At 52.8% G+C, this 24,294-nt stretch carries 21 protein-coding genes; 12 read left to right on the forward strand and 9 right to left on the reverse strand.

Annotation, left to right across the window (positions count from 1 at the left end; translation table 11 throughout):
- Nucleotides 1-16: 16 nt before the first annotated feature.
- From AT746_RS00485 to AT746_RS00495, 3 genes are all read right to left on the reverse strand, one after another.
- Complete coding sequence (locus AT746_RS00485; protein ID WP_062474904.1) at nucleotides 17-391, reverse strand: hypothetical protein; 375 nt, start codon at nucleotides 389-391, stop codon at nucleotides 17-19.
- A gap of 91 nt (nucleotides 392-482) precedes the next feature.
- Nucleotides 483-950 (reverse strand): nucleotidyltransferase, encoded by a 468-nt coding sequence (locus tag AT746_RS00490; protein WP_062474907.1) that lies wholly within the window; start codon nucleotides 948-950, stop codon nucleotides 483-485.
- Nucleotides 951-1,049: 99 nt separating this feature from the next.
- The gene (locus tag AT746_RS00495) at nucleotides 1,050-1,430 is read right to left on the reverse strand and encodes a hypothetical protein (protein WP_062474910.1); all 381 of its coding nucleotides are present in this window, start codon (nucleotides 1,428-1,430) and stop codon (nucleotides 1,050-1,052) included.
- A 240-nt stretch (nucleotides 1,431-1,670) separates the two neighbouring features.
- Between AT746_RS00495 and AT746_RS00500 the strand changes: the two genes are divergently transcribed.
- Entirely contained in the window at nucleotides 1,671-2,636 is a 966-nt protein-coding gene (locus AT746_RS00500) for an integron integrase (protein ID WP_062474912.1), read from the forward strand.
- Nucleotides 2,637-2,787: 151 nt separating this feature from the next.
- On the opposite strand, the gene AT746_RS00505 is transcribed toward AT746_RS00500, so the two are convergent.
- Nucleotides 2,788-4,869: an amidohydrolase family protein gene (locus tag AT746_RS00505; RefSeq protein WP_082633087.1), complete on the reverse strand. Its 2,082-nt coding sequence runs from the start codon at nucleotides 4,867-4,869 to the stop codon at nucleotides 2,788-2,790.
- Between the two features lie 308 nt (nucleotides 4,870-5,177).
- A complete protein-coding gene (hutI, locus tag AT746_RS00510; RefSeq protein WP_062474915.1) occupies nucleotides 5,178-6,410 on the reverse strand; it encodes an imidazolonepropionase in 1,233 nt (410 codons plus the stop codon).
- A 168-nt stretch (nucleotides 6,411-6,578) separates the two neighbouring features.
- Here hutI and AT746_RS00515 point away from each other — a divergent pair, with 168 nt between their 5' ends.
- From AT746_RS00515 to hutH, 4 genes are all read left to right on the forward strand, one after another.
- The gene (locus AT746_RS00515; protein ID WP_062474919.1) at nucleotides 6,579-6,950 is read left to right on the forward strand and encodes a GxxExxY protein; all 372 of its coding nucleotides are present in this window, start codon (nucleotides 6,579-6,581) and stop codon (nucleotides 6,948-6,950) included.
- Between the two features lie 128 nt (nucleotides 6,951-7,078).
- Complete coding sequence (hutC, locus tag AT746_RS00520) at nucleotides 7,079-7,780, forward strand: histidine utilization repressor (protein WP_062474922.1); 702 nt, start codon at nucleotides 7,079-7,081, stop codon at nucleotides 7,778-7,780.
- Nucleotides 7,781-7,794: 14 nt separating this feature from the next.
- The gene (gene hutU / locus AT746_RS00525) at nucleotides 7,795-9,459 is read left to right on the forward strand and encodes a urocanate hydratase (protein WP_062474927.1); all 1,665 of its coding nucleotides are present in this window, start codon (nucleotides 7,795-7,797) and stop codon (nucleotides 9,457-9,459) included.
- The gene (gene hutH, locus AT746_RS00530) at nucleotides 9,459-10,982 is read left to right on the forward strand and encodes a histidine ammonia-lyase (protein ID WP_062474930.1); all 1,524 of its coding nucleotides are present in this window, start codon (nucleotides 9,459-9,461) and stop codon (nucleotides 10,980-10,982) included. Before hutU ends, hutH begins: the two co-directional genes overlap by 1 nt.
- A 690-nt stretch (nucleotides 10,983-11,672) precedes the next feature.
- Here hutH and AT746_RS00535 read toward each other — a convergent pair.
- The gene (locus AT746_RS00535; RefSeq protein WP_062474933.1) at nucleotides 11,673-12,581 is read right to left on the reverse strand and encodes a CPBP family intramembrane glutamic endopeptidase; all 909 of its coding nucleotides are present in this window, start codon (nucleotides 12,579-12,581) and stop codon (nucleotides 11,673-11,675) included.
- Nucleotides 12,582-12,722: 141 nt separating this feature from the next.
- Here AT746_RS00535 and AT746_RS00540 point away from each other — a divergent pair, with 141 nt between their 5' ends.
- Together AT746_RS00540 and AT746_RS00545 are read left to right on the forward strand one after the other, a co-directional pair.
- On the forward strand, nucleotides 12,723-13,619 hold the full coding sequence (locus AT746_RS00540) for an AraC family transcriptional regulator (protein WP_062474936.1): 897 nt from the start codon (nucleotides 12,723-12,725) through the stop codon (nucleotides 13,617-13,619).
- Between the two features lie 156 nt (nucleotides 13,620-13,775).
- The gene (locus AT746_RS00545; protein ID WP_062474939.1) at nucleotides 13,776-14,072 is read left to right on the forward strand and encodes a GIY-YIG nuclease family protein; all 297 of its coding nucleotides are present in this window, start codon (nucleotides 13,776-13,778) and stop codon (nucleotides 14,070-14,072) included.
- A gap of 581 nt (nucleotides 14,073-14,653) precedes the next feature.
- On the opposite strand, the gene hslU is transcribed toward AT746_RS00545, so the two are convergent.
- Nucleotides 14,654-15,988, reverse strand: coding sequence for an HslU--HslV peptidase ATPase subunit (gene hslU, locus AT746_RS00550; protein ID WP_062474942.1), 1,335 nt, complete (start codon nucleotides 15,986-15,988; stop codon nucleotides 14,654-14,656).
- Between the two features lie 42 nt (nucleotides 15,989-16,030).
- Nucleotides 16,031-16,555 carry an ATP-dependent protease subunit HslV gene (gene hslV, locus AT746_RS00555; RefSeq protein WP_062483828.1) on the reverse strand — a complete coding sequence of 175 codons (525 nt, stop codon included), beginning with the start codon at nucleotides 16,553-16,555 and terminating at the stop codon, nucleotides 16,031-16,033.
- A gap of 284 nt (nucleotides 16,556-16,839) precedes the next feature.
- Here hslV and AT746_RS00560 point away from each other — a divergent pair, with 284 nt between their 5' ends.
- Complete coding sequence (locus AT746_RS00560) at nucleotides 16,840-17,742, forward strand: phosphoribulokinase (protein ID WP_062474944.1); 903 nt, start codon at nucleotides 16,840-16,842, stop codon at nucleotides 17,740-17,742.
- Between the two features lie 575 nt (nucleotides 17,743-18,317).
- Here the strand turns inward: AT746_RS00560 and AT746_RS00565 are convergent.
- Nucleotides 18,318-18,728 carry an OsmC family protein gene (locus AT746_RS00565; protein WP_062474947.1) on the reverse strand — a complete coding sequence of 137 codons (411 nt, stop codon included), beginning with the start codon at nucleotides 18,726-18,728 and terminating at the stop codon, nucleotides 18,318-18,320.
- 229 nt (nucleotides 18,729-18,957) lie between these two features.
- Between AT746_RS00565 and ompR the strand changes: the two genes are divergently transcribed.
- From ompR to AT746_RS00585, 4 genes are all read left to right on the forward strand, one after another.
- Nucleotides 18,958-19,686, forward strand: a complete 729-nt coding sequence (gene ompR, locus AT746_RS00570; RefSeq protein WP_062474950.1) for a two-component system response regulator OmpR — start codon at nucleotides 18,958-18,960, stop codon at nucleotides 19,684-19,686.
- Between the two features lie 11 nt (nucleotides 19,687-19,697).
- Nucleotides 19,698-21,002, forward strand: a complete 1,305-nt coding sequence (gene envZ, locus AT746_RS00575) for a two-component system sensor histidine kinase EnvZ (RefSeq protein WP_062474953.1) — start codon at nucleotides 19,698-19,700, stop codon at nucleotides 21,000-21,002.
- Between the two features lie 66 nt (nucleotides 21,003-21,068).
- Complete coding sequence (locus AT746_RS00580) at nucleotides 21,069-22,523, forward strand: M16 family metallopeptidase (RefSeq protein ID WP_082633088.1); 1,455 nt, start codon at nucleotides 21,069-21,071, stop codon at nucleotides 22,521-22,523.
- On the forward strand, nucleotides 22,520-23,905 hold the full coding sequence (locus AT746_RS00585) for a M16 family metallopeptidase (RefSeq protein ID WP_062474956.1): 1,386 nt from the start codon (nucleotides 22,520-22,522) through the stop codon (nucleotides 23,903-23,905). The genes AT746_RS00580 and AT746_RS00585 overlap by 4 nt, the downstream gene beginning before the upstream one ends.
- The last annotated feature ends 389 nt before the right edge of the window (nucleotides 23,906-24,294 follow it).

Below are 24,294 nucleotides of genomic sequence, written 5' to 3' on the forward strand. Positions count from 1 at the left end.
CCGTTTGAGCTGTTTGTTAAGCCATGCAGACGATAAAGAAACGCTTATCATCAATATTCTCTCCAAACCCTATTACCGGATTATCTATTCGTACTGATGAGTCATTGAATGTTTTCGAAAAAGCAGATACCAATGAAAACCCAGAGTCTATCGTTTCTATTTCTGAATATGCTTCAGAAACCTTTAATGCCTCTTTGCCAGGCAATATCTGAAAAAGGCACTCTTCATGTTCTATATCAACACCAATTTTAGCGATTGGCTCTATAGATTCCGTTCCATATATTTCACCGGAATCATCAATTTTTACGGAAAGCACGAACATGTCAAAATCGTCATCGATGACTTCTGACTTTTCAAGTTCATTGATAATACAACCAACATACTTACTCAATGTGCATATTCCTTTGTAGGCTTAACGCCCGCCATCACCGGTGGCAAAACCGGCGCGAAGCAGAGGTTTTGGCATCCGGTGCATGGCTTGGTTATGCGCTCTCTCGGATGGCACGGATATCCTCGATATCCACCGACCGTGAGAGCGCAGATTTATACCGAACCAGATCCTCTTTCATCATAAGGGGAAGCTCCAAGCCCAGCATATTGACTATTTTATAGCGAGAGAAGTCTATATTGAGCGGTACCCACGTCTCGCCGCCTGCATCAAAGATTCGCGGACCGTCAGCGCTACCTACCTCCACTTTGATGCCTTCACATTTGAATTGGACGTAGGTTAGGTCCCAGCCTTCCTCCTGTCGGTGAGCGGCAGCTTTGGATACAAATTCTTGACCAGCCTGAACTACAGACGAAAAGTGCTCACCGGGGACGAAAAGATCGATGTCATTCAGGTCGCGCTCAGAGCCATATCCCTTAGCAGCGAGTCCCCCACAGATCAGAAAGGGAATATTCCTATCTCTCAGTAACCCCACAATCCATTGGGCTGCTAAATGATGCACGCCTCCTCCTTTTGCGCATAACGCTGAGGTAACCGGCGCCGGAGCGCCAGCGGAGGGAACCAAAAGCGCCACGCTTTTGGCGTCCGGTTGACCGTTTGGTTAGGCCGTTGCATTGGACTCGCTCAGCGCCTTGCCCCAAATTGCTACTCTGTACGTAAAGGAGCCGGGGTCGCTAGCCTCGATGTTGATTGCCGCAGGGATAAAGCTTTTTCCCTCATACTCTGGAGCTGCGTTGTAACGAGTTACCTTACCCTCCTGGGCAAGAGGTAAAATGACGTTTTGATCGGTACTCGCTTTAAGTTCAACTGCGAAAGCTGGCACATACACGACGTTCGGTGGGACATCTTCGCCACCGAATTCGGAAGGTAGAAGCAGTAGCTTTTGAAGCTCTCCCTTCTGGACTAGCGCCTCAGCTTTCTCTCTTGAATCGACGCCAGAGTAGTCTGGACCCGTATTGTTTTTCTTCAACCACCCAAACATCGCTATCTCCTTGTGGGCCTAACAGTTTAATAGCGGGAAGAGTTCCTTGTTTAAACACGGAAGACTTCCTCTTTTTTGTTTTTGTAGCATGTTTAGTCCATCTGCACCACCCGCCATGTCGGCTCTCTGGCGTTGTGGGCAATTTTCTGCTGATGAAAAGCGGAAAAGTTCCTCTTTTTTGCTGTTATCAGGAAGTTAGTCTATAACTGTATTAATATACAGTATTATGGAAGTGCTGATATGGCAAAGTCTCTTTTTCTTAAGTCCGTTGCCGAGCAGATGTACGCCCGCCGTTATGCCAAGCGGACTATCGAAACCTATATCAAATGGATCAGCAGTTTTATTCATTTTCATCAGATGCGTCACCCCGTGCAGATGGGCGATACAGAGGTGGAGCTGTATCTGAATCATCTGGTCAATGAGCTGGATGTGGCAGCAGGTACGCAGGCCGCTGCGCTCAATGCGCTGGTGTTTCTGTATAAGGAGGTGGTGAAGCAACCGCTGAGCCTGAAGCTGAATTTTGTGAAAAGTCAGCGTCAGCAAAAATTGCCCGTGGTAATAACACAACCGGAAATGCGCCAATTGCTGGCGCATATCCCGGCGCAACAGAAATTACCGGTGTCGTTGTTATATGCCAGTGGTCTGCGACTGATGGAGTCGGTGCGCCTGCGGGTGCAGGATATTGATTTCGATTATAAGTCGGTGCGGGTCTGGAACGGCAAGGGCGGCAAGCACCGGGTAGTGACGTTGGCCAGTGAATTAATTGCGGATTTACGCCGCCAGATCATGCTGGTGGAGCAGTATCTGCATGCGGATTTGGCTAACCCTCATTATGCCGGGGTATGGATGCCGCACCGGTTAAGGGTTAAGTATCCCCAGTCTAAAAACCAACTGGGCTGGCAGTATCTGTTCCCCAGTCGCCAGGTGTCGGTAGATCCCGAAACCGCCACAGTGCGTCGCCATCATATTGATGAAACCTCAGTCCGAAAGGCGGTTGTCAGGGCGGCCCGCCAGGCGGGTATTAAAAAACATGTTACACCGCACACCCTGCGGCACTCTTTTGCGACCCATTTATTGCAGTCGGGGGCGGATATCCGCACAGTGCAGGATCAGCTCGGCCACGCAGATCTGCGTACCACGCAAATTTATACCCATATTCTGCAGCGTGGAGGCCACGGGGTGGTCAGCCCGTTTTCGCATTTGTAAGTGACTGCTCTTTTTTGTCACTCCCGCGCAGGCGGGAGTCCAGTGCCCTTGAGCGCCGCAGGTATAAAGGCACTGGATGCCCGATAACGGCATTCGGGCATGACCGGTAAACACGAGTGTTTAGTCGTCATTCCCGTAAGGGAGCCAATCGTCAATGGGCGCTGGCGGCGTTGACTTGTGGCTTTTCGGTAAAGGGCTTAATGCCAAGCTGTGGGTAAACCTCGCTGGGGTAATAGAATACGCCACCGCGGGAGACCAGGCTGATGGTCTTAATGGCTTTTATGTCGTCAACCGGATTACCTGGTACCACAAAGAAGTCGGCGAGTTTGCCTGGCTCTATGCTGCCCCGGTCGCTATGGCCCAGATACTGTGCCATATCATAACTGCCGAGTTTAAGTATTTCCGCCGGGGTGAAGCCCAGTTGCTGATACAACTCCAGCTCGCGGTGCAGGTTAAACGCACCGCCAAGGTCGGTACCGGGAATAATCAGAATACCGCGCTCTTTCATCATTTTCAGGGTGGTGAGGATCTGTTCATAAGCTCCGCGATAGGCGGCATCCTGCTCCGGGCCTTCAATTTTTGCCAGCGATACTTTGGCGCTGCGCTGCACCCCCGGCGGCATATGCTCGATGTAGTCTTTTACTCCGGCCCGGGTCTCACCATTGCGTGACAGCAACAGGTATTCATGGATCGCCAGGGTGGGGTCAATGGCGACATTATTTTCTACCATCAGATCCAGCGTTGTTTGCACCGGCTCACTGTTAAGATCCAGTGCAGGCAGTCTGTCCAGGGCGGTAAGTCGTAGCAGGGTGCGGGTATCTTCGTCAGGCTCCAGCACCCAGCCAAGCATCACCTGATTAATATGGGTGAGTTCGTTGTAGCCCGCCTTAATCATTTGATTGGCATTGGAAAATGCCGGCACATGGCCGCTTACCCGCATCTCCAGGCTCTTTGCCAGTTCGGCAATGGCCGGTACCCATTCACCCTTCATGCTGTTATAGATCTTCACACCGGGAAAGCCGTGCTCAGCGTAGGTTCTGACCGCATTCAGGGCCTCTTGCTGGGTTTCTACCAGTATGCCGTTATTGTTATTCGACGGGCTTTTACCTTCGATCATGCCGTAGCGGGTGACTCTGGGTCCGGCCAGAACACCGGCTTCAATTTTGTTTGTCAGCTCACCCAGAACTTCCAGTGAGTTACCCATATCTCTTACCGAAGTAACGCCCGCCAGAACGTTCATCAGGCCGTCATCATCGCTGGTGTGGCTGTGCATATCGTACAGGCCGGGCACCAGAGTGCCGCCGGCGCCATCAATTTCGGTTTCGTGTGCCAAAGTAGCAACACTCAGCGGGTCAATGGCGTGAATGCGTTCGCCCTGTACCACCACCGACACCGGCTCAGTCAGGCTCAGGTCCTGCGGCTGAAACACCCGCACATTACGGATCCGCACCGCACCTTGGTAATCATGGGCGAACTGTGCCTGTAGGGCTTCGAAACGCTCTGTAGAGTAATTTGCTGAAAGCTGACGCAGTCTGGCTTCATTGGCTTCAAAGCCGTCACGGATAACAATAAACCGGGGGTGAATATAGGCAAAAAACTGCTTATTGTCGTCCAGCATCAGGTAATCCGGGTCCAGATCGGCACCGGCCAGAGCATAGGTGCTCACGGCTATTTCACCTTCCGGGCCCTCAACCTTCAGCGTTTCAATTTTATTCAGTGTCAGCGTGCCGGCTGGCAGAGCTGGCATGGTCTGCTCATCTTTTTGCATTAATGCCTGTGCCAGTATAAAGGCTTTATAGGGGCTGCTGTTTTGTGGCACATACAGTGCCGGTCTATCCAGGGTTGCCTCACCGGGGCCCGTTGCATCCTGCCAGGTGGCTTTGCTGTTGTAGATTTGCATCTGTTCTTCGATGGGATTACCGAAGGTGGTATTGCCGCTGATTTGCCAGTTTTGGGGAATGCCTTCGTTATTAAGGGATATTTCTTCCTGATACGCCGGGCCGCGACCGTTACTTTTGTAATCATAATCTACCGTAACGGTATGGCCCGGATCACTTGCAAAAAGCTGGTGGGTGGCCTGCAGGTGGCCCACTTTATTACCGTTGAGCAATACCGTGTAGCGATAGGTGTTTACCTCCGCTAAGGCCGGGGTTTGAGGCGTCTCTCTGGAAACCGGTGGCTCTGAGCAGCCAAAAAGCAGGCCAAGTAATACTCCACAGATAACAATACGCATAGCAGCATCTCCACTGGGTAAACCCGCCAAGGGATCGGCCGCACATTGCTGGCACAGGCAGGCGAATCAAAAAACCAGTGTATAGCGGTAACGCGCAGGAGTACAACATCCGGGCATGACGGTATGTCGAGTTAATCGTAGCCTGCAAGGAGCGAAGCGGATTGCGGGAACAAGCTCCCCGGATTCCGCTTCGCTGCATCCGGGCTACTTGGCTGATATTCATCAGGCCGACGGGATTATCATTTATCGCACAGAGACGCAGAGATCTTGAGTTCTTCTATTTCTTTGCGTTTCTGCGAGAAAACCGCTTACAGATCAACCCTTCTGCCCCGATGCCAGATGGCGGTGATGGGGTTGATACCAATTTCATAGGCGAGCTGGTTGGGGTGGCTAATATCCAGTTGCAGAATATTGGCGGCTTTGCCCGGCTCCAGGCTGCCGATTCGGTCATTCAGGCCCAGCGCTTTGGCAGCGTTGAGGGTGATCCCGCGCAACGCTTCTTCGGGGGTCAGCGTAAACAGGGTGCAGGCCATATTCAGCATCAGCGGCAGGTTGCAGATTGGCGATGAACCGGGGTTAAAATCTGTGGCAATAGCCATGGGTACCTGATATTGGCGCAACAAATCAATGGGCGGTTTTCGGGTTTCTTTTAAATAATAAAAGGCGCCGGGTAATAGGGTGGCGACCGTACCGCTTTGGGCAATAGCTTTAACCCCGGCCTCATCCAGGTATTCGATATGATCCACCGACAGCGCCTTAAAGCCTGCTGCAAGCTCACTGCCACCTAAATTGGAAAGCTGTTCGGCATGCAGTTTTACCGGCAGGCCCAGTTCGCGGGCCTTACTGAATACCTTTTCGGTTTGTGCGCGGCTAAAGCCGATATTCTCACAAAACACATCCACTGCATCGGCCAGTTTCTGCTCTGCCACTTTTGGCAGCATCTCATTACACACCAGTTCAATATAACCTTCGGCATCATCCTGATATTCCTCTGGCAGTGCATGGGCACCGAGAAAAGTGGTGCGTACTGTTATTGGCAGATGTTGTTCTGTGGCACGAGCCACCCGCAGCATTTTCAGTTCGGTGGCGGTATCCAGACCGTAACCGGATTTAATTTCGATGCAGCTTACGCCCTGCTTAAGCAAAGTGCGGGCGCGCTTAAGGGTAAGTTCAAGCAACTCTGCTTCACTGGCTTCTCTGGTGGCAGTGACGGTGCGGCGAATGCCGCCTCCGGCGCGGGCAATATCGGCGTAGCTGACCCCCTGCAGGCGCTGTTCAAATTCATCGGCGCGGTTGCCGGCAAATACCAGGTGTGTATGGCAGTCAATAAAACCCGGTAACAGCCACTGGCCCTGGCAATCGTGGATTGTGGCACCGGCGGCAAGTTCAGGCATGTCGCTGGCTTTACCTGCCCACAGGATGTTGCCCCCGGTAACAGCCACGGCGGCCTCTGTAACAATGCCATAAGGCTCAGCCTTGTCGCTCATCGTGGCGAGATTGGCATTGGTCAGAATCAGCTCGGCATGCAGCGCGTCGGCCATGGTGTTCTCCTGTTTTATTCCTGAATGGCTTTACCTGATAGTCAGATTAGTCTATTTTTTAATTAAGCATCTTGTATAGACAAGTTGATTCTGGCATTTTATTCAGACATTCGCGAGTAAAAATTTGCAGATTGAATTCACCACGAAGAGCACGAAGGAACACGAAGAATGGAATTTGACGAACTGTCGAATCGAGTGATTGGCTGTGCGATCGAGGTTCACCGGGAACTCGGTCCGGGGTTGCTGGAATCCACCTATGAGCAATGCCTGGCGCACGAACTGAAACAGAACGGCATCAGGTTCCGCCTGCAACATCCACAGCCTGTTGATTACAAAGGCTTCCGTCTGGACTGCGGATACCGCGTGGACGTTTTCGTAGAGAGCACACTTATCCTTGAGTTGAAAAGTGTTGATGAGATTAAGGGCATTCACGAGGCGCAACTGTTGACATATATGAAGTTGGCTGGTGCCAGCACTGGCTTGTTGATCAATTTCAATGTCACGAGACTTAAGAATGGGATCAAGCGTTTTGTTCTGTAATGCTTCGTGCTCTTCGAGTCCTTCGTGGTGAAAAATGAATGTGTATTGCAAGACCGAATTCACCACCTAGGGACGCGAAGAATGAAATTGGCTGGTGCCAGACTAAAACACAGCGTTAGGCGTAACAGATGAGTAAATATCAGCAGATTAAAGCGCATATCCTGGAGCAGATCGAGTGTGGCCACTGGGCCGAGGGCGATACGGTGCCCTCAGAGAACCAGCTGGCACAGCATTTTGCTGTCAGCCGTATGACGGCGCGCCGCGCTTTACAGGAGCTGGCCGAGCAGGGCGTGCTGAAGCGTACTCAGGGGGCTGCAACCTGTGTGGCGAGTCTGAAAAATCAGTCCTCTATGCTGCAGATTCGCAATATCGCCGATGAAATCCGCGCCCGTGATCATCAGTACCGGGCTGAGGTGATCGAGCTGTGCAGCCGTGAGGCCAGCACAGGTATCGCCAGGCATCTGCACATTGAAGTGGGTAAAGCTGTGTTTTACAGCCTGATTTGCCACTGGCAGGACGAGACCCCGCTGCAACTGGAGCAACGTTTTATTAACCCGGCGCTGGCCCCGGCTTATCTGGCCCAGGATTTTACCGCGATTACGCCCCACGAATATCTGTGCACCGTCGCACCGCTGACCGAAGCGGAGCACAAAGTCGAGGCGGTGCTGGCCGATAATCTGGCCCAACAACATTTACGCATTGGCGCGGGCAGTGCCTGCCTGCGCCTGCACCGAACTACATGGAGCCGGGAGGGTATTGTCAGCCATGCGCTGTTGACCCATCCGGGCGACAAATATCAGCTGGGCGGTCATCTGACCTTCCAGCCCTGAACAGGAGAGTAACCATGAACAACAGACATGATCCTTCGCGCACTATTCGCGCCCCTCATGGCAGCCAGTTAAGCTGCAAAAGCTGGCAGAGCGAAGCCGCCCTGCGCATGCTGATGAATAATCTTGATCCGGATGTGGCCGAGCGCCCTGAAGACCTGGTGGTGTACGGCGGTATTGGCCGGGCTGCCAGAGACTGGCAGTGTTTCGATAAAATCGTCGAGGTGCTCAAACGCCTGGAAGATGACGAAACCTTGCTGGTACAGTCCGGCAAGCCGGTGGGCGTGTTCAAAACCCATAGCGATTCACCGCGGGTACTGATCGCCAATTCCAATCTGGTGCCACACTGGGCTAACTGGGAGCATTTTAACGAACTGGATAAAAAAGGCCTGATGATGTACGGCCAGATGACCGCCGGAAGCTGGATCTATATCGGCAGTCAGGGCATTGTTCAGGGTACCTACGAAACCTTTGGTGCGGTGGCGCAGAAGCACTTCAGTGGTGAAGCTAAAGGAAAGTGGGTACTTACTGGGGGGCTTGGTGGCATGGGTGGTGCCCAGCCGCTGGCGGCGACCATGGCCGGTTTTTCGATGCTGGCGGTGGAATGTGACGAGACCCGCATCGATTTTCGTCTGCGTACCCGCTATCTGGATAAAAAAGCCACCTCGCTGGATGACGCCCTGCAGATGATTGAGCAAAGCGATACGCCGGTTTCTGTGGGCCTGCTGGGTAATGCCGCAGATGTCTACGCCGAGCTGGTACAGCGCAATATCACTCCCGATGTGGTCACCGATCAGACCTCGGCACACGATCCCTTAAACGGCTATCTGCCGCAGGGCTGGAGCATGGAGTACGCGGCACAAATGCGTACAAAAGATGAAGCGGCGGTGGTGAAAGCCGCTAAGCAGTCTATGGCGGTGCAGGTTAAGGCCATGCTCACCTTGCAGGAGCGCGGTGCGGCCACGCTGGATTATGGCAATAATATCCGCCAGATGGCGTTTGAAGAGGGCGTTGCAAACGCCTTTGATTTCCCCGGTTTTGTGCCTGCCTATATCCGACCGCTGTTCTGCGAAGGGATCGGGCCGTTCCGCTGGGCTGCACTGTCTGGCGATCCTGAAGATATTTACAAAACCGATCAGAAGGTAAAAGAGCTGATCCCCGATAACGCCCACTTGCATAACTGGCTGGATATGGCTCGCGAGCGTATTCAGTTCCAGGGCCTGCCGGCCCGTATCTGCTGGATTGGTCTCAAAGACCGGGCGCGGGTCGCTCTGGCCTTCAATGAGATGGTTAAAAACGGCGAGCTTAAAGCGCCGGTGGTGATTGGCCGTGACCATCTGGATTCCGGCTCAGTGGCCAGTCCCAATCGTGAAACCGAATCGATGCTGGATGGCTCCGATGCCGTATCTGACTGGCCACTACTCAATGCGCTGCTCAGCACCGCCGGTGGCGCCACCTGGGTGAGCCTGCACCATGGTGGTGGTGTGGGTATGGGCTTTTCCCAGCACGCCGGGGTGGTGATCCTCTGTGACGGCACCGAAGCGGCCGCTAAACGGGTGGGCCGGGTGTTATGGAATGACCCCGCCACCGGCGTGATGCGCCATGCCGATGCTGGCTACGATATTGCTAAAAAATGCGCCAGAGAAAATGGCCTGGATCTGCCCATGTTGGAGGACGAATAATGCATACCATTAACTTACAGCCGGGCAAAGTAGACCTTGCCACCCTGCGTCAGGCAGATCGTAACCCTGTCAGTGTCACCCTGGCCGAAAGCGCCAAAGCCGGTATTAATGAATCGGCGGCCACCGTACAAAAAGTGCTGGATGAAGGCCGGGTCGTCTATGGCATCAATACCGGTTTCGGACTTTTAGCCAATACCCGTATTAAACCTGAAGAGCTGGAATTGTTGCAGCGTTCCATCGTTCTTTCTCACGCTGCCGGTACCGGTAATCTGATGGATGACAGTAGCGTGCGCTTAATGATGCTGCTGAAAATTAACAGCCTGGCACGGGGCTATTCGGGGATCCGTTTGCAGGTGATAGAGAACCTGATTGCACTGTTAAACGCCGAAGTGTATCCCTGTGTACCGAAAAAAGGTTCGGTGGGTGCCAGTGGTGACCTCGCGCCACTGGCCCATATGAGCATGCCGCTGATGGGCGAAGGCCATGTACGTTATCGCGGCGAAATTATCACGGGTCAGCAGGGGCTGGATGTGGCAGGTTTGCAAGCCCTTACTTTTGCTCCCAAAGAAGGGCTGGCGCTGCTCAATGGCACTCAGGCCTCCACTGCTTTTGCCTTACAGGGTTTATTTGCTGCCGAAGATCTGCTTGCCAGTGCTACTGTTGCCGGTGCCATGTGTGTGGAAGCGGCCATGGGCAGCCGTGCGCCTTTTGATGCGCGTATTCATGAGGCGCGCGGTCAGCAGGGTCAGATTGACATGGCTGCAGCCTACCGTGATTTATTAGGTAACAGCTCCGAAATCGGTCAGTCTCATGAAGATTGTGAAAAAGTGCAGGATCCCTATTCACTGCGCTGCCAGCCCCAGGTAATGGGTGCCTGTTTAACCCAGATGCGCAATGCGGCCGATACATTGTTGGCAGAGGCTAACGGCGTTACGGACAACCCGCTGGTGTTTGGTGAAGATATTATTTCCGGGGGTAACTTTCATGCCGAGCCGGTGGCCTTTGCGGCCGACAACCTGGCCCTTGCGATTGCCGAAATCGGAGCCTTGTCGGAGCGGCGTACCGCGCTTCTGATCGACAGTAACCTGAGTAAGTTGCCCCCATTCCTGGTGGAAAACGGCGGGGTGAATTCCGGCTTTATGCTGGCTCAGGTGACGGCTGCGGCGCTGGCCTCAGAGAACAAGAGCCTGGCGCATCCGGCGTCGGTCGACAGCCTGCCCACTTCGGCCAATCAGGAAGATCATGTCTCTATGGCCACGTTTGCCGGGCGCAGGCTGGCTGATATGGCAGAAAATACCCGTGGCATTCTGGCCGTGGAGTTACTGGCCGTGGCTCAGGGCATTGATTTTCGCCGGCCCCATAAAACCAGCACAAAACTGGAGCAGGCCTATGCGCTGGTCAGAGAAAAAGTGGGCTTTTACGATCACGACCGCTATTTCTCGCCGGATATTGAGACCATTGCCAGCCAGATAGCCGCCGCGGCCTATAACCCGCTGGTGTCCAATCTGGCGCTGTCGAAATAATACCGTAGCTCTGTCATGCCCGAATGTAGTTATCGGGCATCCAGTGCCTTTAAAGCTCCTGAGCTCAAGGTCGCTGGGTTCCCGTCAACAGCACGCAGGAACGACAGATGGTCATGCCCGAATGTAGTAATCGGGCATCCAGTGCCTTTGAATCTCCTAGCTAAAAGTCGCTGGGTTCCCGCCAACAGCCGCGGGAACGACAGATGGTCATGCCCGAATGTAGTTATCGGGCATCCAGTGCCTTTGAATCTCCTAGCTAAAAGTCGCTGGGTTCCCGCCAACAGCCGCGGGAACGACAGATGGTCATGCCCGAATGTAGTAATCGGGCATCCAGTGCCTTTGAATCTCCTAGCTAAAAGTCGCTGGGTTCCCGCCAACAGCCGCGGGAACGACAGATGGTCATGCCCGAATGTAGTAATCGGGCATCCAGTGCCTTTGAATCTCCTAGCTAAAAGTCGCTGGGTTCCCGCCAACAGCCGCGGGAACGACAGATGGTCATGCCCGAATGTAGTAATCGGGCATCCAGTGCCTTTGAATCTCCTAGCTAAAAGTCGCTGGGTTCCCGTCAACAGCACGCGGGAACGACATACGGTCATGCCCGAGTGCAGTTATCGGGCATCCAGTGCCTTTAAATCTCCTGAGCTCAAGGTCGCTGGGTTCCCGTCAACAGCACGCAGGAACGACATACGGTCATGCCCTGTTGTGAAAAATTATTCGTGCCAACAGCACACAGCTCAGTACCAGCACGATGGTTGTGATCACGCTGTTTTCCGGCCCTGCACTACCACCAGTAAGCCAGTTTGGTGCGTTATCGGTCATTATCAGGTCAACCCATAGCGGGGTGATATCAAGGACAATACCGGTAGTGGGTAAACCGAACCAGGTGATAAAAGACCAGTTCCAGGCCGCATGCCAGGCGCAGGCTCCCCAGATGGATTGCTGGCGAATCACCAGAAAACTGAGAAAGATAGAAAACGCCATGGTCATGGTCACGAAAATAGCGAAGTCACCTAAATGAAACGCTTCCTCGCCGGCAATATCCAGATGCATCAACATAAAAAGCGTGCTGTTTCCGAGAACACCGACCCAAAGGCTGTAACGCTCTGTCAGACGCGATAGCATCCAGCCACGGAACAGAATTTCCTCAACACCGGACTGAACGATAAAGCCCAGTGCCAGCAGCAGGATTGGCAGATAGCTGACGGCCGCAAAGTCCTGAGTGGTTTCAATCTCATATCCGCCCGCGAGACCGATACCAAGAACCGATACCGACGCCATACCAGCGCCCAGACCTAAGCCACAGGCAAACAATTTTGCTGCCGAAGACCGAAGCATGCCGATGCTTGCAAGGACACGTTTCTCGCCAAAACGCAGCCACAGAGCAAGAATTAGCAGGGGTGCGCCGAAACCGGCAATCAGCATATACAGAATAGTGGGATAGGTTTCGATCTCTTCTTCTGTAAAAAAACCCATTTCTATGGGTGGCACCATCGACAGAACCTGCCCCATAAAGAAGAACACCAGCAACAGGATGGGTACGGCCCAGGCCTTTTGCTTGCGGTAGCCTTCACCACTGTCGAAAAACACTTTGTTACTCATTCCTTTTCCTTACTGTTGCGTCAGTCCCGGCGTGGACTGCAAGCATGATCATTACGCAAACCCGGGGCGGGCAGATATCAATATCTTGCTATTTTATTTAGCCGCCTTTATCGTCAGAAAAGACCGCAAGAGGAGCCCAGCATGGACCGCGAAGACAACAGGATAGACAGCGCGCTGCTTCTGCAAGCTAATGCCAATATTGAAGCACAGTACGATATCCACAAGGATGTTGCGGTGTCTGAGTGGTCCATCGATCGCAACAGGGTGACTTACGAAAAGGGTGACAGCCATACCCTGAGCCTTTACCTGAAAGGGGGGAACACCAGTTACCGTGCAGACCAGCGAGGCCATTGGGGAGAACCCGGAACCCTGTGTCTGATGCCTCAGGGGCATACCTCTGACTGGCATATTGGCGGGCCGATTCATTTTGTTCACCTGTATTTCTCGGATCGCATTCTCAAACGTTTCGCCAGCGATCATTATGAACAGGATGTAAGGCTGATTGAGCTGACAGACCTGACCTATCAGGCTGACCAGCAGCTAGTGGGTTTGATGCTTGATTACGCTGCGAGTTGCAGCCGCTATGCAGACAGTGCGGGTTTATTTGGCGAGCATCTGCTTTATGAGATCTTTGCCCATATCATAGGGCACTATAATAGCTTTCCTCTTACCGGCTGTCGGCTGAAGGGTGGCCTGACATCGCGTCAGATGAAACGGGTAATCGTATTTATCGACGAACACCTTGATAGCCGCATTTGTATGGCAAACCTGGCGACAGAAGCTGATCTCAGTCCCTTTCATTTTGCCCGACAATTCAAGCAAAGCTTTGGTGAAACGCCCGGTCAATATGTTATACGTCGACGTGTTGAAGGCGTGAAGCGCCAACTGGCGACCCAGATCCCGCTGGCGCAGATCGCCGCAAACAATGGCTTTGCACAGCAAAGCCATATGACAACCAATTTTAAAAAACAGGTGGGTGTGACACCGAATGCCTATCGTGTCGCTCTGGCCGGTGAGGCGGGCCGCTTCTGCCTGTAACCCAGCGTACCCTGAAGGTCGCTGGGTTCCCGTCAGCAGCATGCGGGAACGACATATGGTCATGCCCGAATGTAGTTATCGGGTATCCAGTGCCTTTAAATCTCTCTGGCCGAAAGTTACAAACAATAATAGAGGGCCTAAGAGGGAGGTATAAGGATGAAACAACCCTGTGTTTATATACTTGGAAGTCAACGGAATGGGACACTGTATATTGGGGTAACCTCAAATCTGGTGCAACGAGTCTGGCAACATAAAACTGAACAGAGCGAAGGATTCACCAGCCAATATCATGTGCACAAACTCATTTACTATGAAGTATTTGAGGACATGTACCATGCCATTACCCGGGAAAAACAACTGAAAAAATGGAACAGAGCCTGGAAGATCAGGCTTATTGAGTCCATAAATCCATACTGGCGTGATTTGTGGGAAGAAGTTCAGACCAGTAATTAGCTAAAAGTCGCTGGGTTCCCGCCAACAGCATGCGGGAACGACAGATGGTCATGCCCGAATGTAGTTATCGGGCATCCAGTGCCTTTAAAGCTCCTGAGCTCAAGGTCTCTGGGTTCCCGTCAGCAGCATGCGGGAACGACAGATGGTCATGCCCGAATGTAGTTATCGGGCATCCAGTGCCTTTGAATCTCCTAGCTAAAAGTCGCTGGGTTCCCGCCAACAGCCGCGGGAACGACAGATGGTCATGCCCGAATGTAGTAATCGGGCATCCAGTGCCTTTGAATCTCCTAGCTAAAAGTCGCTGGGTTCCCGTCAACAGCACGCGGGAACGACAGATGGTCATGCCCGAGTGCAGTTATCGGGCATCCAGTGCCTTTAAACCTCCTAGCTTAAAATCGCTGGGTTCCCGTCAACAGCACGCGGGAACGACAGATGGTCATGCCCGAGTGTAGTTATCGGGCATCCAGTGCCTTTAAACCTCCTAGCTTAAAATCGCTGGGTTCCCGCCAACAGCATGCGGGAACGACAGATGGTCATACCCGGATGTCGACATCAGCACCGCTGTCGGAATAAATTCCGACCTACAAAATAAAGCGGCTAAGGTCTTCGTCATCCACCAGCGAATCGAGGTGGGCGTTAACGTATTCGGCGTTGATCTCAATGTTATCGCCCTGCTTATCGGTGGCATTGAAAGAGATCTCCTCCATCAGCTTTTCCATTACCGTATGCAGGCGCCGTGCACCGATATTTTCGGTGCGCTCATTGACCTTCCAGGCGGCTTCGGCGATACGCTTGATGCCGTCTTCGGCAAAGCTCACGTCTACCCCTTCGGTTTTCATCAGTGCGATATATTGCTCGGTCAGTGACGCATTGGGCTCGGTGAGAATACGCACAAAATCTTCTGTATTCAGGGCACTCAATTCAACTCTGATTGGCAGGCGGCCCTGTAATTCCGGGATCAGATCCGAAGGCTTGGACATCTGAAAGGCACCGGAGGCAATAAACAGGATATGGTCGGTTTTAACCATGCCGTGCTTGGTGTTAACCGTAGAGCCTTCCACCAGCGGCAGCAGATCCCGCTGCACCCCTTCGCGGGACACATCACCACCACTGTTGCTATCGCCCCGTTTACAGATCTTGTCGATCTCATCCACAAACACAATGCCATTTTGCTCAACGTTGTAGATGGCCTTTTCTTTGAGCTCTTCGTGATTCACCATGCGCGCCGCTTCTTCTTCTGTCAGCAGCTTCATGGCATCTTTGATTTTAAGCTTTTTCTTCTTCGAACTGGTACCCGATGACAGATTCTGAAACATGCTCTGCAACTGGCTGGTCATTTCTTCCATGCCCGGCGGTGCCATAATCTCCACACCCATCTGCGGCAGACTGACATCGACTTCTATTTCCTTATCGTCCAGTTGCCCTTCTCTGAGCTTCTTGCGAAAGGCCTGGCGGGTACCGCTGTCTTTGACTTCTTCCTTGTCACCCCAGTTGTTCTGCGGCGGTGGCAACAGGGCATCAAGAACCCGCTCTTCGGCCGCTTCTTCGGCGCGATGGCGGACCTTTTTCATCTCCTGCTCTTTGGTCATTTTCACGGCAATATCGGCCAGGTCACGGATAATGGTTTCTACTTCCTTGCCCACATAACCCACTTCGGTGAACTTAGTCGCTTCGACCTTGATAAAAGGGGCGTTGGCCAGCTTTGCCAGACGCCGGGCGATCTCGGTTTTACCTACACCTGTGGGGCCGATCATCAGAATGTTTTTTGGGGTGACTTCATGGCGCAGCTCTTCATCAAGCTGCATGCGCCGCCAGCGGTTACGTAAGGCAATGGCAACGGCGCGTTTGGCGCCCTGCTGACCGATGATATGGCGGTCCAGCTCGTGAACAATTTCTCTGGGTGTCATTTCAGACATAAGGGTACCTTTAAATAATCTGTTTATCTGGCTTGAGATCGATCAGTAATCGAGCTGCTCAACGGTCTGATTCTGGTTGGTGAATACGCAAATATCGCCAGCAATGGTCAGACTCTTTTCGGCAATTTCGCGGGCGCTGAGTTCGGTATTCTGCAACAGTGCAGTGGCAGCGGCCTGGGCATAGGGGCCGCCGGAGCCAATCGCGATCAGATCCATTTCCGGTTGCAGCACATCGCCGTTACCTGTGATGATCAGGGACGCGGTCTCGTCGGCTACCGCCAGCAGGGCTTCTAAGCGCCGCAGCATTCGGTCGGTGCGCCAGTCTTTAGCCAGCTCCACCGCAGCGCGCATCAGATGGCCCTGATGGGTTTCCAGTTTGGATTCAAATCGTTCGAACAGGGTAAAGGCGTCAGCTGTGCCACCGGCAAAACCTGCCAGCACCTTATTTTGGTAAAGGCGGCGTACTTTTCTGGCATTGCCTTTCATGACGGTATTACCCAGCGAAACCTGGCCGTCACCGGCAATTACCACCTGATTATTACGTCTGACTGATACTATTGTGGTCACTATCTGTCCTTTTTTGTATGGCTGCAAGGTGCAGCCTGTAGCAATGCTAGGTATTTTGGGGCAAAGGCCCGCTTTTCAAGTGAAGCGGCAAATGCAGTGCAGCATAAGTGCTTTTTATAAGCCTGCCAGCATAAGGGTAAAAATAATCTAAGCCGGCGACTGGCTTCCGCGGCCCTTGCTACAGGCCTTTACGGCAGATGCCCGTGGTTTTGACAGTCCGCCGGACTTGACCCCTTAATCTGCCTTGCTTATAACTAGCGTTCGACAAAATCAGATGATGACCTATGTCAGCAAAGCATCCTATTATCGCCATTACCGGTTCGTCCGGTGCTGGCACTACAACCACCACCAATGCCATCCGGCATATATTCCGCAACCTGGGCCTGGATGCGGCCTTTGTGGAAGGCGACAGTTTCCACCGCTATACCCGCCCGGAAATGGAGGTGGAGATCCGCAAGGCTCAGGAACAGGGCCGGCATATCAGCTATTTTGGCCCCAAGGCCAACGATTTTGTGCTGCTGGAGAGCCTGTTTCGGGAATACGGAGAAACAGGCCAGGGTAAATACCGCCAGTATCTGCACAGCTTTGATGACGCGGTGCCGTTTAATCAGATGCCCGGCACCTTCACCCCCTGGCAGGATCTGTCGGATAAAACCGATTTACTCTTTTATGAAGGGTTGCATGGCGCTGTAGTCACAGAAGAAGCTGACGTGGCCAAACATGTGGATTTGCTGGTGGGCATGGTGCCGATTGTGAATCTGGAGTGGATCCAGAAAATCGTTCGCGATACCACCGACCGCGGCCATTCCCGCGAGGCGGTAATGAGCAGTATCGTGCGCAGTATGGATGATTATTTTCATTATATTACCCCGCAGTTTTCCCGCACTCATGTGAATTTCCAGCGTGTGCCCACAGTGGATACCTCGAATCCGTTCAGTGCCCGGGAAATTCCTTCTCACGATGAAAGTTTTGTGGTGGTGCGTTTTCGCCGCGAGATGCGCACAGTGGATTATCCCTACCTGTTGCAGATGATTGACGGTGCCTTTATGTCGCGGATTAACACCATGGTGGTGCCCGGTGGCAAGATGGGCCTGGCCATGGAGTTGATTCTGTCACCTTTGATTGAAGAACTGATGGATAAAAAGCGCCGCGCCAGCTTCCAGATGGACTGGGTGGAAGAGAAGTAACGCCGGTATTCCCCTGATTTAGCTCCGTCGCTCCCGCATTTTTCTCTCCGTCATTCCTGCATGTTGTTGGCGGGAGCCCAGCGTCTTTTAAAATGGCGTCTAAAGGTCACTGGATGCCCGATAACAACACTCGGGCATGACCGCACGTCGTTCCCGCGGCCGTTGGCGGGAACCCAGCGCCCTTCCGCCCCTCAGTAAGAATATTTCACCGCAGAGTCGCAGAGGGCGCAGAGAGGTAAAGGGAGCAAACCCTTAAGACCTCTGTGCTCTGTGTGCCTCTGTGGTTTTGCCTTTTACAATGGTGTTTAAGGGTCGCTGGATGCCCGAGAACAGCACTCGGGCATGACTAAAATGCATCTCTGCGCCCTCTGCGACTCCGCGGTGAGAAATGCTCTTTCTTGTGGTGGTAAAAAGCCTTCAACCACGAAAAGCACTAAAAGCACAAACTTATACTAATTCTCGCAGAGGCGCAGGCTAATGGCGCTGGACTCGGCTGTGCTGGTGGAATGAATTCGACCCTACATCGAAAATCAACTCCGTAGCCTGGATGCAGCGAAGCGGAATCCGGGAAATGCCTAACCAAACTCAGCCTGATGTACTTCAAAGCTATGGCTGATATCCACCGACTTGCCCAGCATAATAGACACTGAGCAATACTTTTCTGCTGAAAGGCTGACTGCCCGCTCCACATGTTTGTCGCTGACATCGAACCCGGTCACCACAAAATGCAGTTTCATTCTGGTAAATACCGCCGGCACCGCGTCGGCCCGCTCGCCGCTCAGTTGCACTTCCACGCCCGTTACCTGCTGCCGGGCTTTTTTGAGTATGCTGACCACATCTACCGAGGCGCAGCTGCCTGCGGCCATCATGACCATTTCCATGGGGCTGGCGGCAGAGGTTTTGTCACCGTCCATTACAACCGTATGGCCACTTTCTGAGGTGCCCACAAAACGCTGGTTATCCAGCCATTTTACACTTGCTTGCATAAGACATTGACCTTGTTGTTATTAATAGCTAAACCGGCGGCCATTTTGCCCCAGCGCCGGTGTCGATTGCAATTAGGCTCAGCAACGCGTGTTTGAAGAATGTAAACCTGATATCGGTATTGGCGATAATTTTTTGTAACAATCCTCTTGCCTGAGTCAAAGCCTAAGCCTTTCACTTTCTTCTGCCCTTGCCTTATAGTGGCATCAGTACGTAAAACCGGGACAGGGTATGGGACAGGAAACAACAAAAATTCTGGTGGTGGACGATGATATGCGTCTGCGCAGTCTGCTGGAGCGCTATCTGGTTGAACAGGGCTATCAGGTCAGAACTGCGGCCAATTCCGAACAGATGGACCGGCTGCTGGAACGGGAAAACTTCCATCTGATGGTGCTGGATTTAATGCTGCCCGGCGAAGACGGCCTGTCCATTTGCCGGCGTATGCGCCAGAAAGAGAATGACCTGCCCATTGTGATGCTGACCGCCAAAGGCGATGAAGTGGATCGTATTATCGGTCTGGAAATGGGCGCCGATGATTACCTGCCGAAACCTTTTAACCCCAGAGAGCTGCTGGCCCGCATCAAGGCGGTGCTCAGACGCCGCACACTCGAAGCGCCGGGAGCGCCCTCTCAGGCCGAGCAGATAGTCAGCTTTGGCCGTTATCAGCTCAATCTGGCAACCCGGGAAATGAGTGCCGATGGCCAGCCCATTGTCCTGACCAGTGGTGAATTCGCCGTGCTCAAGTCTCTGGTTACTCACCCCAGGGTGCCTCTGTCGCGGGACAAACTGATGAATCTGGCCAGAGGGCGCGATTACAGCGCCCTGGAGCGCAGTATTGATGTACAGGTGTCGCGCCTGCGTCGTCTGCTCGAAGAAGATCCCGCCAATCCCAGATATATTCAGACCGTGTGGGGGTTGGGCTATGTGTTTGTGCCAGATGGTGAGAGTAAAGCCAGCTGAAAGCCCTGATAATGCGTTTTCTGCCCCGCAGCGCCTTTGCGCAAACTGTATTATTGATTGGCATGCTGTTGCTGATCAATCAGGTAGTGTCGTATCTGTCCGTCACTTATTACTTTATCCGCCCCAGTTATCAGCAGATTAACAGCCTGCTGGCCACGCAAATCAAGGTGATTTTTATCGAAGGCCTGGATCATGAGGATCCTGACCTGCACAAAGCATTTTTCGAGGCCACCGGCATTCGCATCATGCAGGAGCGGGAGGCCAGAAAATCCGGGCTGGATCAGGCCCGTCACTATCAGTTCCTGTCCAGACAGATGTCCGGCGAGTTAGGCGGCAGTGCCGATGTGCGTATCAGCCCCGGAAGTCCCTCATTATTCTGGGTTAATCCCCCTCAGGCGCCGGATTTATGGATAACGGTGCCTATGCAGGGACTGGGTGAGGCGGATATCTCGCCTCTGACCATTTACCTGATGGTGATCGGTGTACTCAGTGTGGCAGGTGGCTGGCTGTTTGTGCGTCGTCTTAATCGTCCGTTGAATGCGCTACAGGGTGCGGCGCTGACCGTGGCCAGAGGAGAATTCCCTGCGCCACTGAAAGAAGAGGGCTCGAGTGAAATTATCGCCGTGACCCGGGCATTCAATCAGATGTCCAAAGGGGTCAAGCAACTCGAGGATGACAGGAACCTGCTCACGGCGGGGATCTCCCACGATCTGCGCACCCCGCTGACCCGAATCCGTCTTGCCGCTGAGATGCTGCCATCAGAGCAGGACTGGATCCGGGAAGGGATCAGTAATGATATCGAGGATATGAATGACATCATCGATCAGTTTATCAACTATGTGCGTCAGGACCGTCAGGAAAAAATAGAACGGGTGAACCTTAACAGTCTGATTGATGATGTGGTCAAAGCCAGAAATATCGAAGCGCATCACGATATTGAACTGTACCTGGGGGAGATACCAGACCTGCAACTGCGCAAGGTGGCGATCAAACGGGTGCTTGAAAACCTGATTGATAATGCCTTTCGTTATGGCAGCGACCATATCACTGTTACTTCCGGCTATAACAACAAGAGCCGGGAAGTGTTTTTCTGTATCCGTGATTTTGGTGCCGGTATTCCCGAAGAGCAGATAGAGACTCTGTTTCAGCCCTTTACCCAGGGCGACAAGGCCCGCGGTAGTGTTGGCTCGGGGCTTGGGCTGGCCATTATTAAGCGTATTGTGGATATGCATCTGGGCCGTATCAGCCTGACTAACCACCCCGAAGGGGGGCTGCAGGCCAGCGTATATTTGCCGGTACGGTTGATACGTTCATGATTGCCAGCAACAGCAGTACTGGTTATATTTTCAACCAAGTATAATAAGGAACAAGGAAATAAGGTTATGAGGTTATTCAAATTAGCGCTTCCCGCCGCGCTGTTGCTGATGTTCGGCTGCAGCGAGCAGCCAGCGCAGCAAAGCCAGACCGAAGCCGTGGCCGACAAGCTCGCCGACGCGTCGCAGCAGGCAGACAGCCCGGTCAGCTTTAACGTGCCAGTTCACTACAGCACACTGGAAAACGGCCTGAAAGTGGTGATCTCCCCCGATGAGACCGCGCCGATTGCCACCGTCGGGGTGTATTACAATATCGGCTTTCGGATTGAGCCCAAGGATCGTACCGGTTTTGCCCATCTGTTTGAACATATGATGTTTCAGGGTTCAGACAATCTGGCGAAAATGGAATTTATCCATCTGGTGCAGCAAAACGGTGGGGTATTGAACGGTTCAACCCGTTTTGACTACACCAACTACTTTGAGATTGTGCCTGCCCATAAAGTGGAAACCATGCTCTGGGCGGAAGCGGATCGCATGCGCGGTCTGGCCATTACTGAAGAGAACCTCAAAAATCAGCAGGAAGTGGTAAAAAATGAAGTGAAAGTGAATGTGCTGAATCAGCCTTATGGTGGTTTCCCCTGGCTGGATATGCCTCAGTACGCTTTCGACAACTGGTACAACTCCCACAATTTTTATGGCGATCTGGAAGATCTCGATGCGGCGACGCTGGAAGACGTGCAGAGCTTTTTTGATCGCTATTACTCGCCTAACAACGCCGTTGTAGTGGTGGCGGGTGATGTGGATGTTGAGCAGACCCGGGACCAGATAGAAAAGTATTTTGGCGATATTCCTTCGGCGGAGCTGGGCAAACAACCGGATCTGACCGAGTTGCGTCAGGAGACGGAACGTAAGTTTAACCGCTACGACAAACTGGCGCCCAAGCCCGCCTATGCCTTTGCCTATCGGATGCCGCCGCGTAATTCGGCTGAGTATTACGCCATGGGCATTATTGACCAGTTACTGGTGCAGGGCGATGACAGTCTGTTACATCAGGAACTGGTCAAAGATAAACAGCTTACCGGCGATGTCAGTGGTGGTATCAACTACCTGCTTGGCAATATGTTTAATTACAACGGCCCGATGCTGTGGATGGCGTCTTTTACCCATGATGAAGAGTATGATCAGCAGACGCTGACACAGGCGGTGGACAGTGCCGTGGCTAAACTGACTGAGCAGCCGATTGAACAGGACGACATCAACCGCGCGCTGGTAAAACTGCGCTCTTCTATGTACAGCAATATCGATGGCTTTTATGGTTTCGGTAAAGTGGACCTGCTCGCCAGCTTTGCCCTTTTTGATGACGATCCGGCCCGTATCAATACGCTGGAGCAACAATTTCAGGCAGTTACTCCGGAAATGATCAAAAGAACAGCTAAAGAGTATCTGCGCCCGGGCAATCGCACTATCCTGACGCTGACGCCCGGCGAAGATCCCCAGGCAGAATCACAAGGAGAACAACAATGAATAAATGGAAAATACTTGTTGCAGCATTGCTGTTGGCCGCAGTTGGCGCTCAGGCCGAAAAGCAGCAACCGCCCGCAGGCGGTGAGCCGAAAGATTTTAAGCTGACCGAAACCTATGATTTTAGTCTGGACAATGGCCTGGACGTAACCTTTGTCCAGTATGGGGATACGCCCAAAGTCACCTTGCGTATGGTGACAGCCACCGGCAATGTGGATGATGGTGAACATGATGCCGTATCGGATATGGTGTATGAGTTGCTGACCGAGGGCACTGCCACCCGTTCTGCCAGAGAAATCGCTGAACAGAGCGCGGGCATGGGTGGTCAGGTGAATACCTCAGTTTCAGCCAACTCCAGCTATGTGCAGATGGATGTGCTGAGTGAGTATGCCGCCGATGCCGCCGCTCTGATTGCCGATTTGGTGCAGAACTCGGTGTATGCAGAGGAAGATCTGCTGCGGGCTAAAAACAACTTTATCCGCGATCTGAAAGTGCAGAAATCGCAGGCTCAGGGACAGGCCGCTGAGGCCTTTTATCAGGCGGTATATTCTGATCATCCTTACGGCAAGGTGTTTGCCGATGAGTCGGTGGTCGAAACTCTGGGCACTGAACAGGTGAAGGCCTTCGCTGATGCCAATCTGGTCGCCAGCAGAAGCCATTTGTATGTTTCCGGTAAGTTTGATCAGGCACAGGTGGAAAAAGCGGTCAAAGCGGCCTTCGCGTCGATGCCAAAGGGTCAGCCGACAGATGTAACGGCACCAGCGGGTAAAGGGGCAGGGAAATTTGTCTTCGTACCCAGGGAGGATGCGCCGCAGTCTACCTTGCGACTGGGCCTGCCGGTTGTGGATCCTTCTCACGAGGATTACGTCGGCCTGGGCGTTATGAATACCCTGCTCGGTGGATCGTTTTCCAGCCGTATTACCTCTAATATCCGCGAGGATAAGGGCTATACCTACTCACCCAGCAGTACCATCGCTACCCGGGTTAAATCAGGTACCTGGTTTCAGACTGCCGATGTGACCGCGGAAGCCACAGGGCCTGCGCTGGCAGAGATCATTAAGGAAATCAAACGACTGCAGACAGAAGCACCTGCGGAGCAGGAGTTGCAGGGGTTTAAGAATTATATTTCCGGCATCTTTGTGCTGCAGAATTCTTCCCGTACGGCGATTATTAATCAGCTGTGGTTCCTGAAAAGCCATGACCTGCCCCTCTCCCGACTGGAGACCTATGTGCAGCAGGTCAATGATCTGAGCCCTAAACAGATTTCTGCCCTGGCCGCAAAATACCTGCCGCTGGAGAAAATGACGCTGGTAGTTGTGGGTGATGAAAGTGTGAAATCTCAGCTCACAGAAGTGCCCGAGCTGAAGGAGATTTTTAAACTCTAAGAACATGTTCTCGCAGAGGCGCAAAGTCGCAGAGGACTAAAAAGTTATCAGTTTTTGGTTATCTGCCTGACTACTGGTGGCTGCCTGGTAGGTCGGATTTCAATCCGACAATCCGCAGTCGTGTCCAGCACCTTTGATAGCACCGCTGAGCCGCGAAGAACGCGGAGGTAACAGAGATTAAAAATTCAAATCTCTGCGACTCTGCGGTGCAATATTCTTGCTGAGGCACTAAAAGACACTGGGCTCCCGCCAACAACACGCGGGAGCGACGGCCGGTCATGCCCGAATGTTGTTATGGGCATCCAGTGCCCTTTGAAAAGGCAAAACCACAGAGTCACGGAGAGCACAGAGGTATCAGGGGTTTAATCTCTTTACTTCTCTGTGTCCTC

It is taken from the genome of Lacimicrobium alkaliphilum, from assembly GCF_001466725.1.
Classification (GTDB): domain Bacteria; phylum Pseudomonadota; class Gammaproteobacteria; order Enterobacterales; family Alteromonadaceae; genus Lacimicrobium; species Lacimicrobium alkaliphilum_B.

Coding starts and splice junctions, on each gene's coding strand:
- hutU (WP_062474927.1), top strand. CDS start 7,795: ATGAACAACAGACATGATCCTTCGCGCACTATTCGCGCCCCTCATGGC.
- AT746_RS00565 (WP_062474947.1), bottom strand. CDS start 18,728: ATGCAAGCAAGTGTAAAATGGCTGGATAACCAGCGTTTTGTGGGCACC.
- AT746_RS00515 (WP_062474919.1), top strand. CDS start 6,579: ATGGAATTTGACGAACTGTCGAATCGAGTGATTGGCTGTGCGATCGAG.
- AT746_RS00585 (WP_062474956.1), top strand. CDS start 22,520: ATGAATAAATGGAAAATACTTGTTGCAGCATTGCTGTTGGCCGCAGTT.
- AT746_RS00545 (WP_062474939.1), top strand. CDS start 13,776: ATGAAACAACCCTGTGTTTATATACTTGGAAGTCAACGGAATGGGACA.
- AT746_RS00540 (WP_062474936.1), top strand. CDS start 12,723: ATGGACCGCGAAGACAACAGGATAGACAGCGCGCTGCTTCTGCAAGCT.
- AT746_RS00500 (WP_062474912.1), top strand. CDS start 1,671: ATGGCAAAGTCTCTTTTTCTTAAGTCCGTTGCCGAGCAGATGTACGCC.
- AT746_RS00495 (WP_062474910.1), bottom strand. CDS start 1,430: ATGTTTGGGTGGTTGAAGAAAAACAATACGGGTCCAGACTACTCTGGC.
- hutH (WP_062474930.1), top strand. CDS start 9,459: ATGCATACCATTAACTTACAGCCGGGCAAAGTAGACCTTGCCACCCTG.
- hutI (WP_062474915.1), bottom strand. CDS start 6,410: ATGGCCGACGCGCTGCATGCCGAGCTGATTCTGACCAATGCCAATCTC.
- envZ (WP_062474953.1), top strand. CDS start 19,698: ATGCGTTTTCTGCCCCGCAGCGCCTTTGCGCAAACTGTATTATTGATT.
- hutC (WP_062474922.1), top strand. CDS start 7,079: ATGAGTAAATATCAGCAGATTAAAGCGCATATCCTGGAGCAGATCGAG.
- AT746_RS00560 (WP_062474944.1), top strand. CDS start 16,840: ATGTCAGCAAAGCATCCTATTATCGCCATTACCGGTTCGTCCGGTGCT.
- AT746_RS00535 (WP_062474933.1), bottom strand. CDS start 12,581: ATGAGTAACAAAGTGTTTTTCGACAGTGGTGAAGGCTACCGCAAGCAA.
- AT746_RS00580 (WP_082633088.1), top strand. CDS start 21,069: ATGAGGTTATTCAAATTAGCGCTTCCCGCCGCGCTGTTGCTGATGTTC.
- hslU (WP_062474942.1), bottom strand. CDS start 15,988: ATGTCTGAAATGACACCCAGAGAAATTGTTCACGAGCTGGACCGCCAT.
- AT746_RS00505 (WP_082633087.1), bottom strand. CDS start 4,869: ATGCGTATTGTTATCTGTGGAGTATTACTTGGCCTGCTTTTTGGCTGC.
- ompR (WP_062474950.1), top strand. CDS start 18,958: ATGGGACAGGAAACAACAAAAATTCTGGTGGTGGACGATGATATGCGT.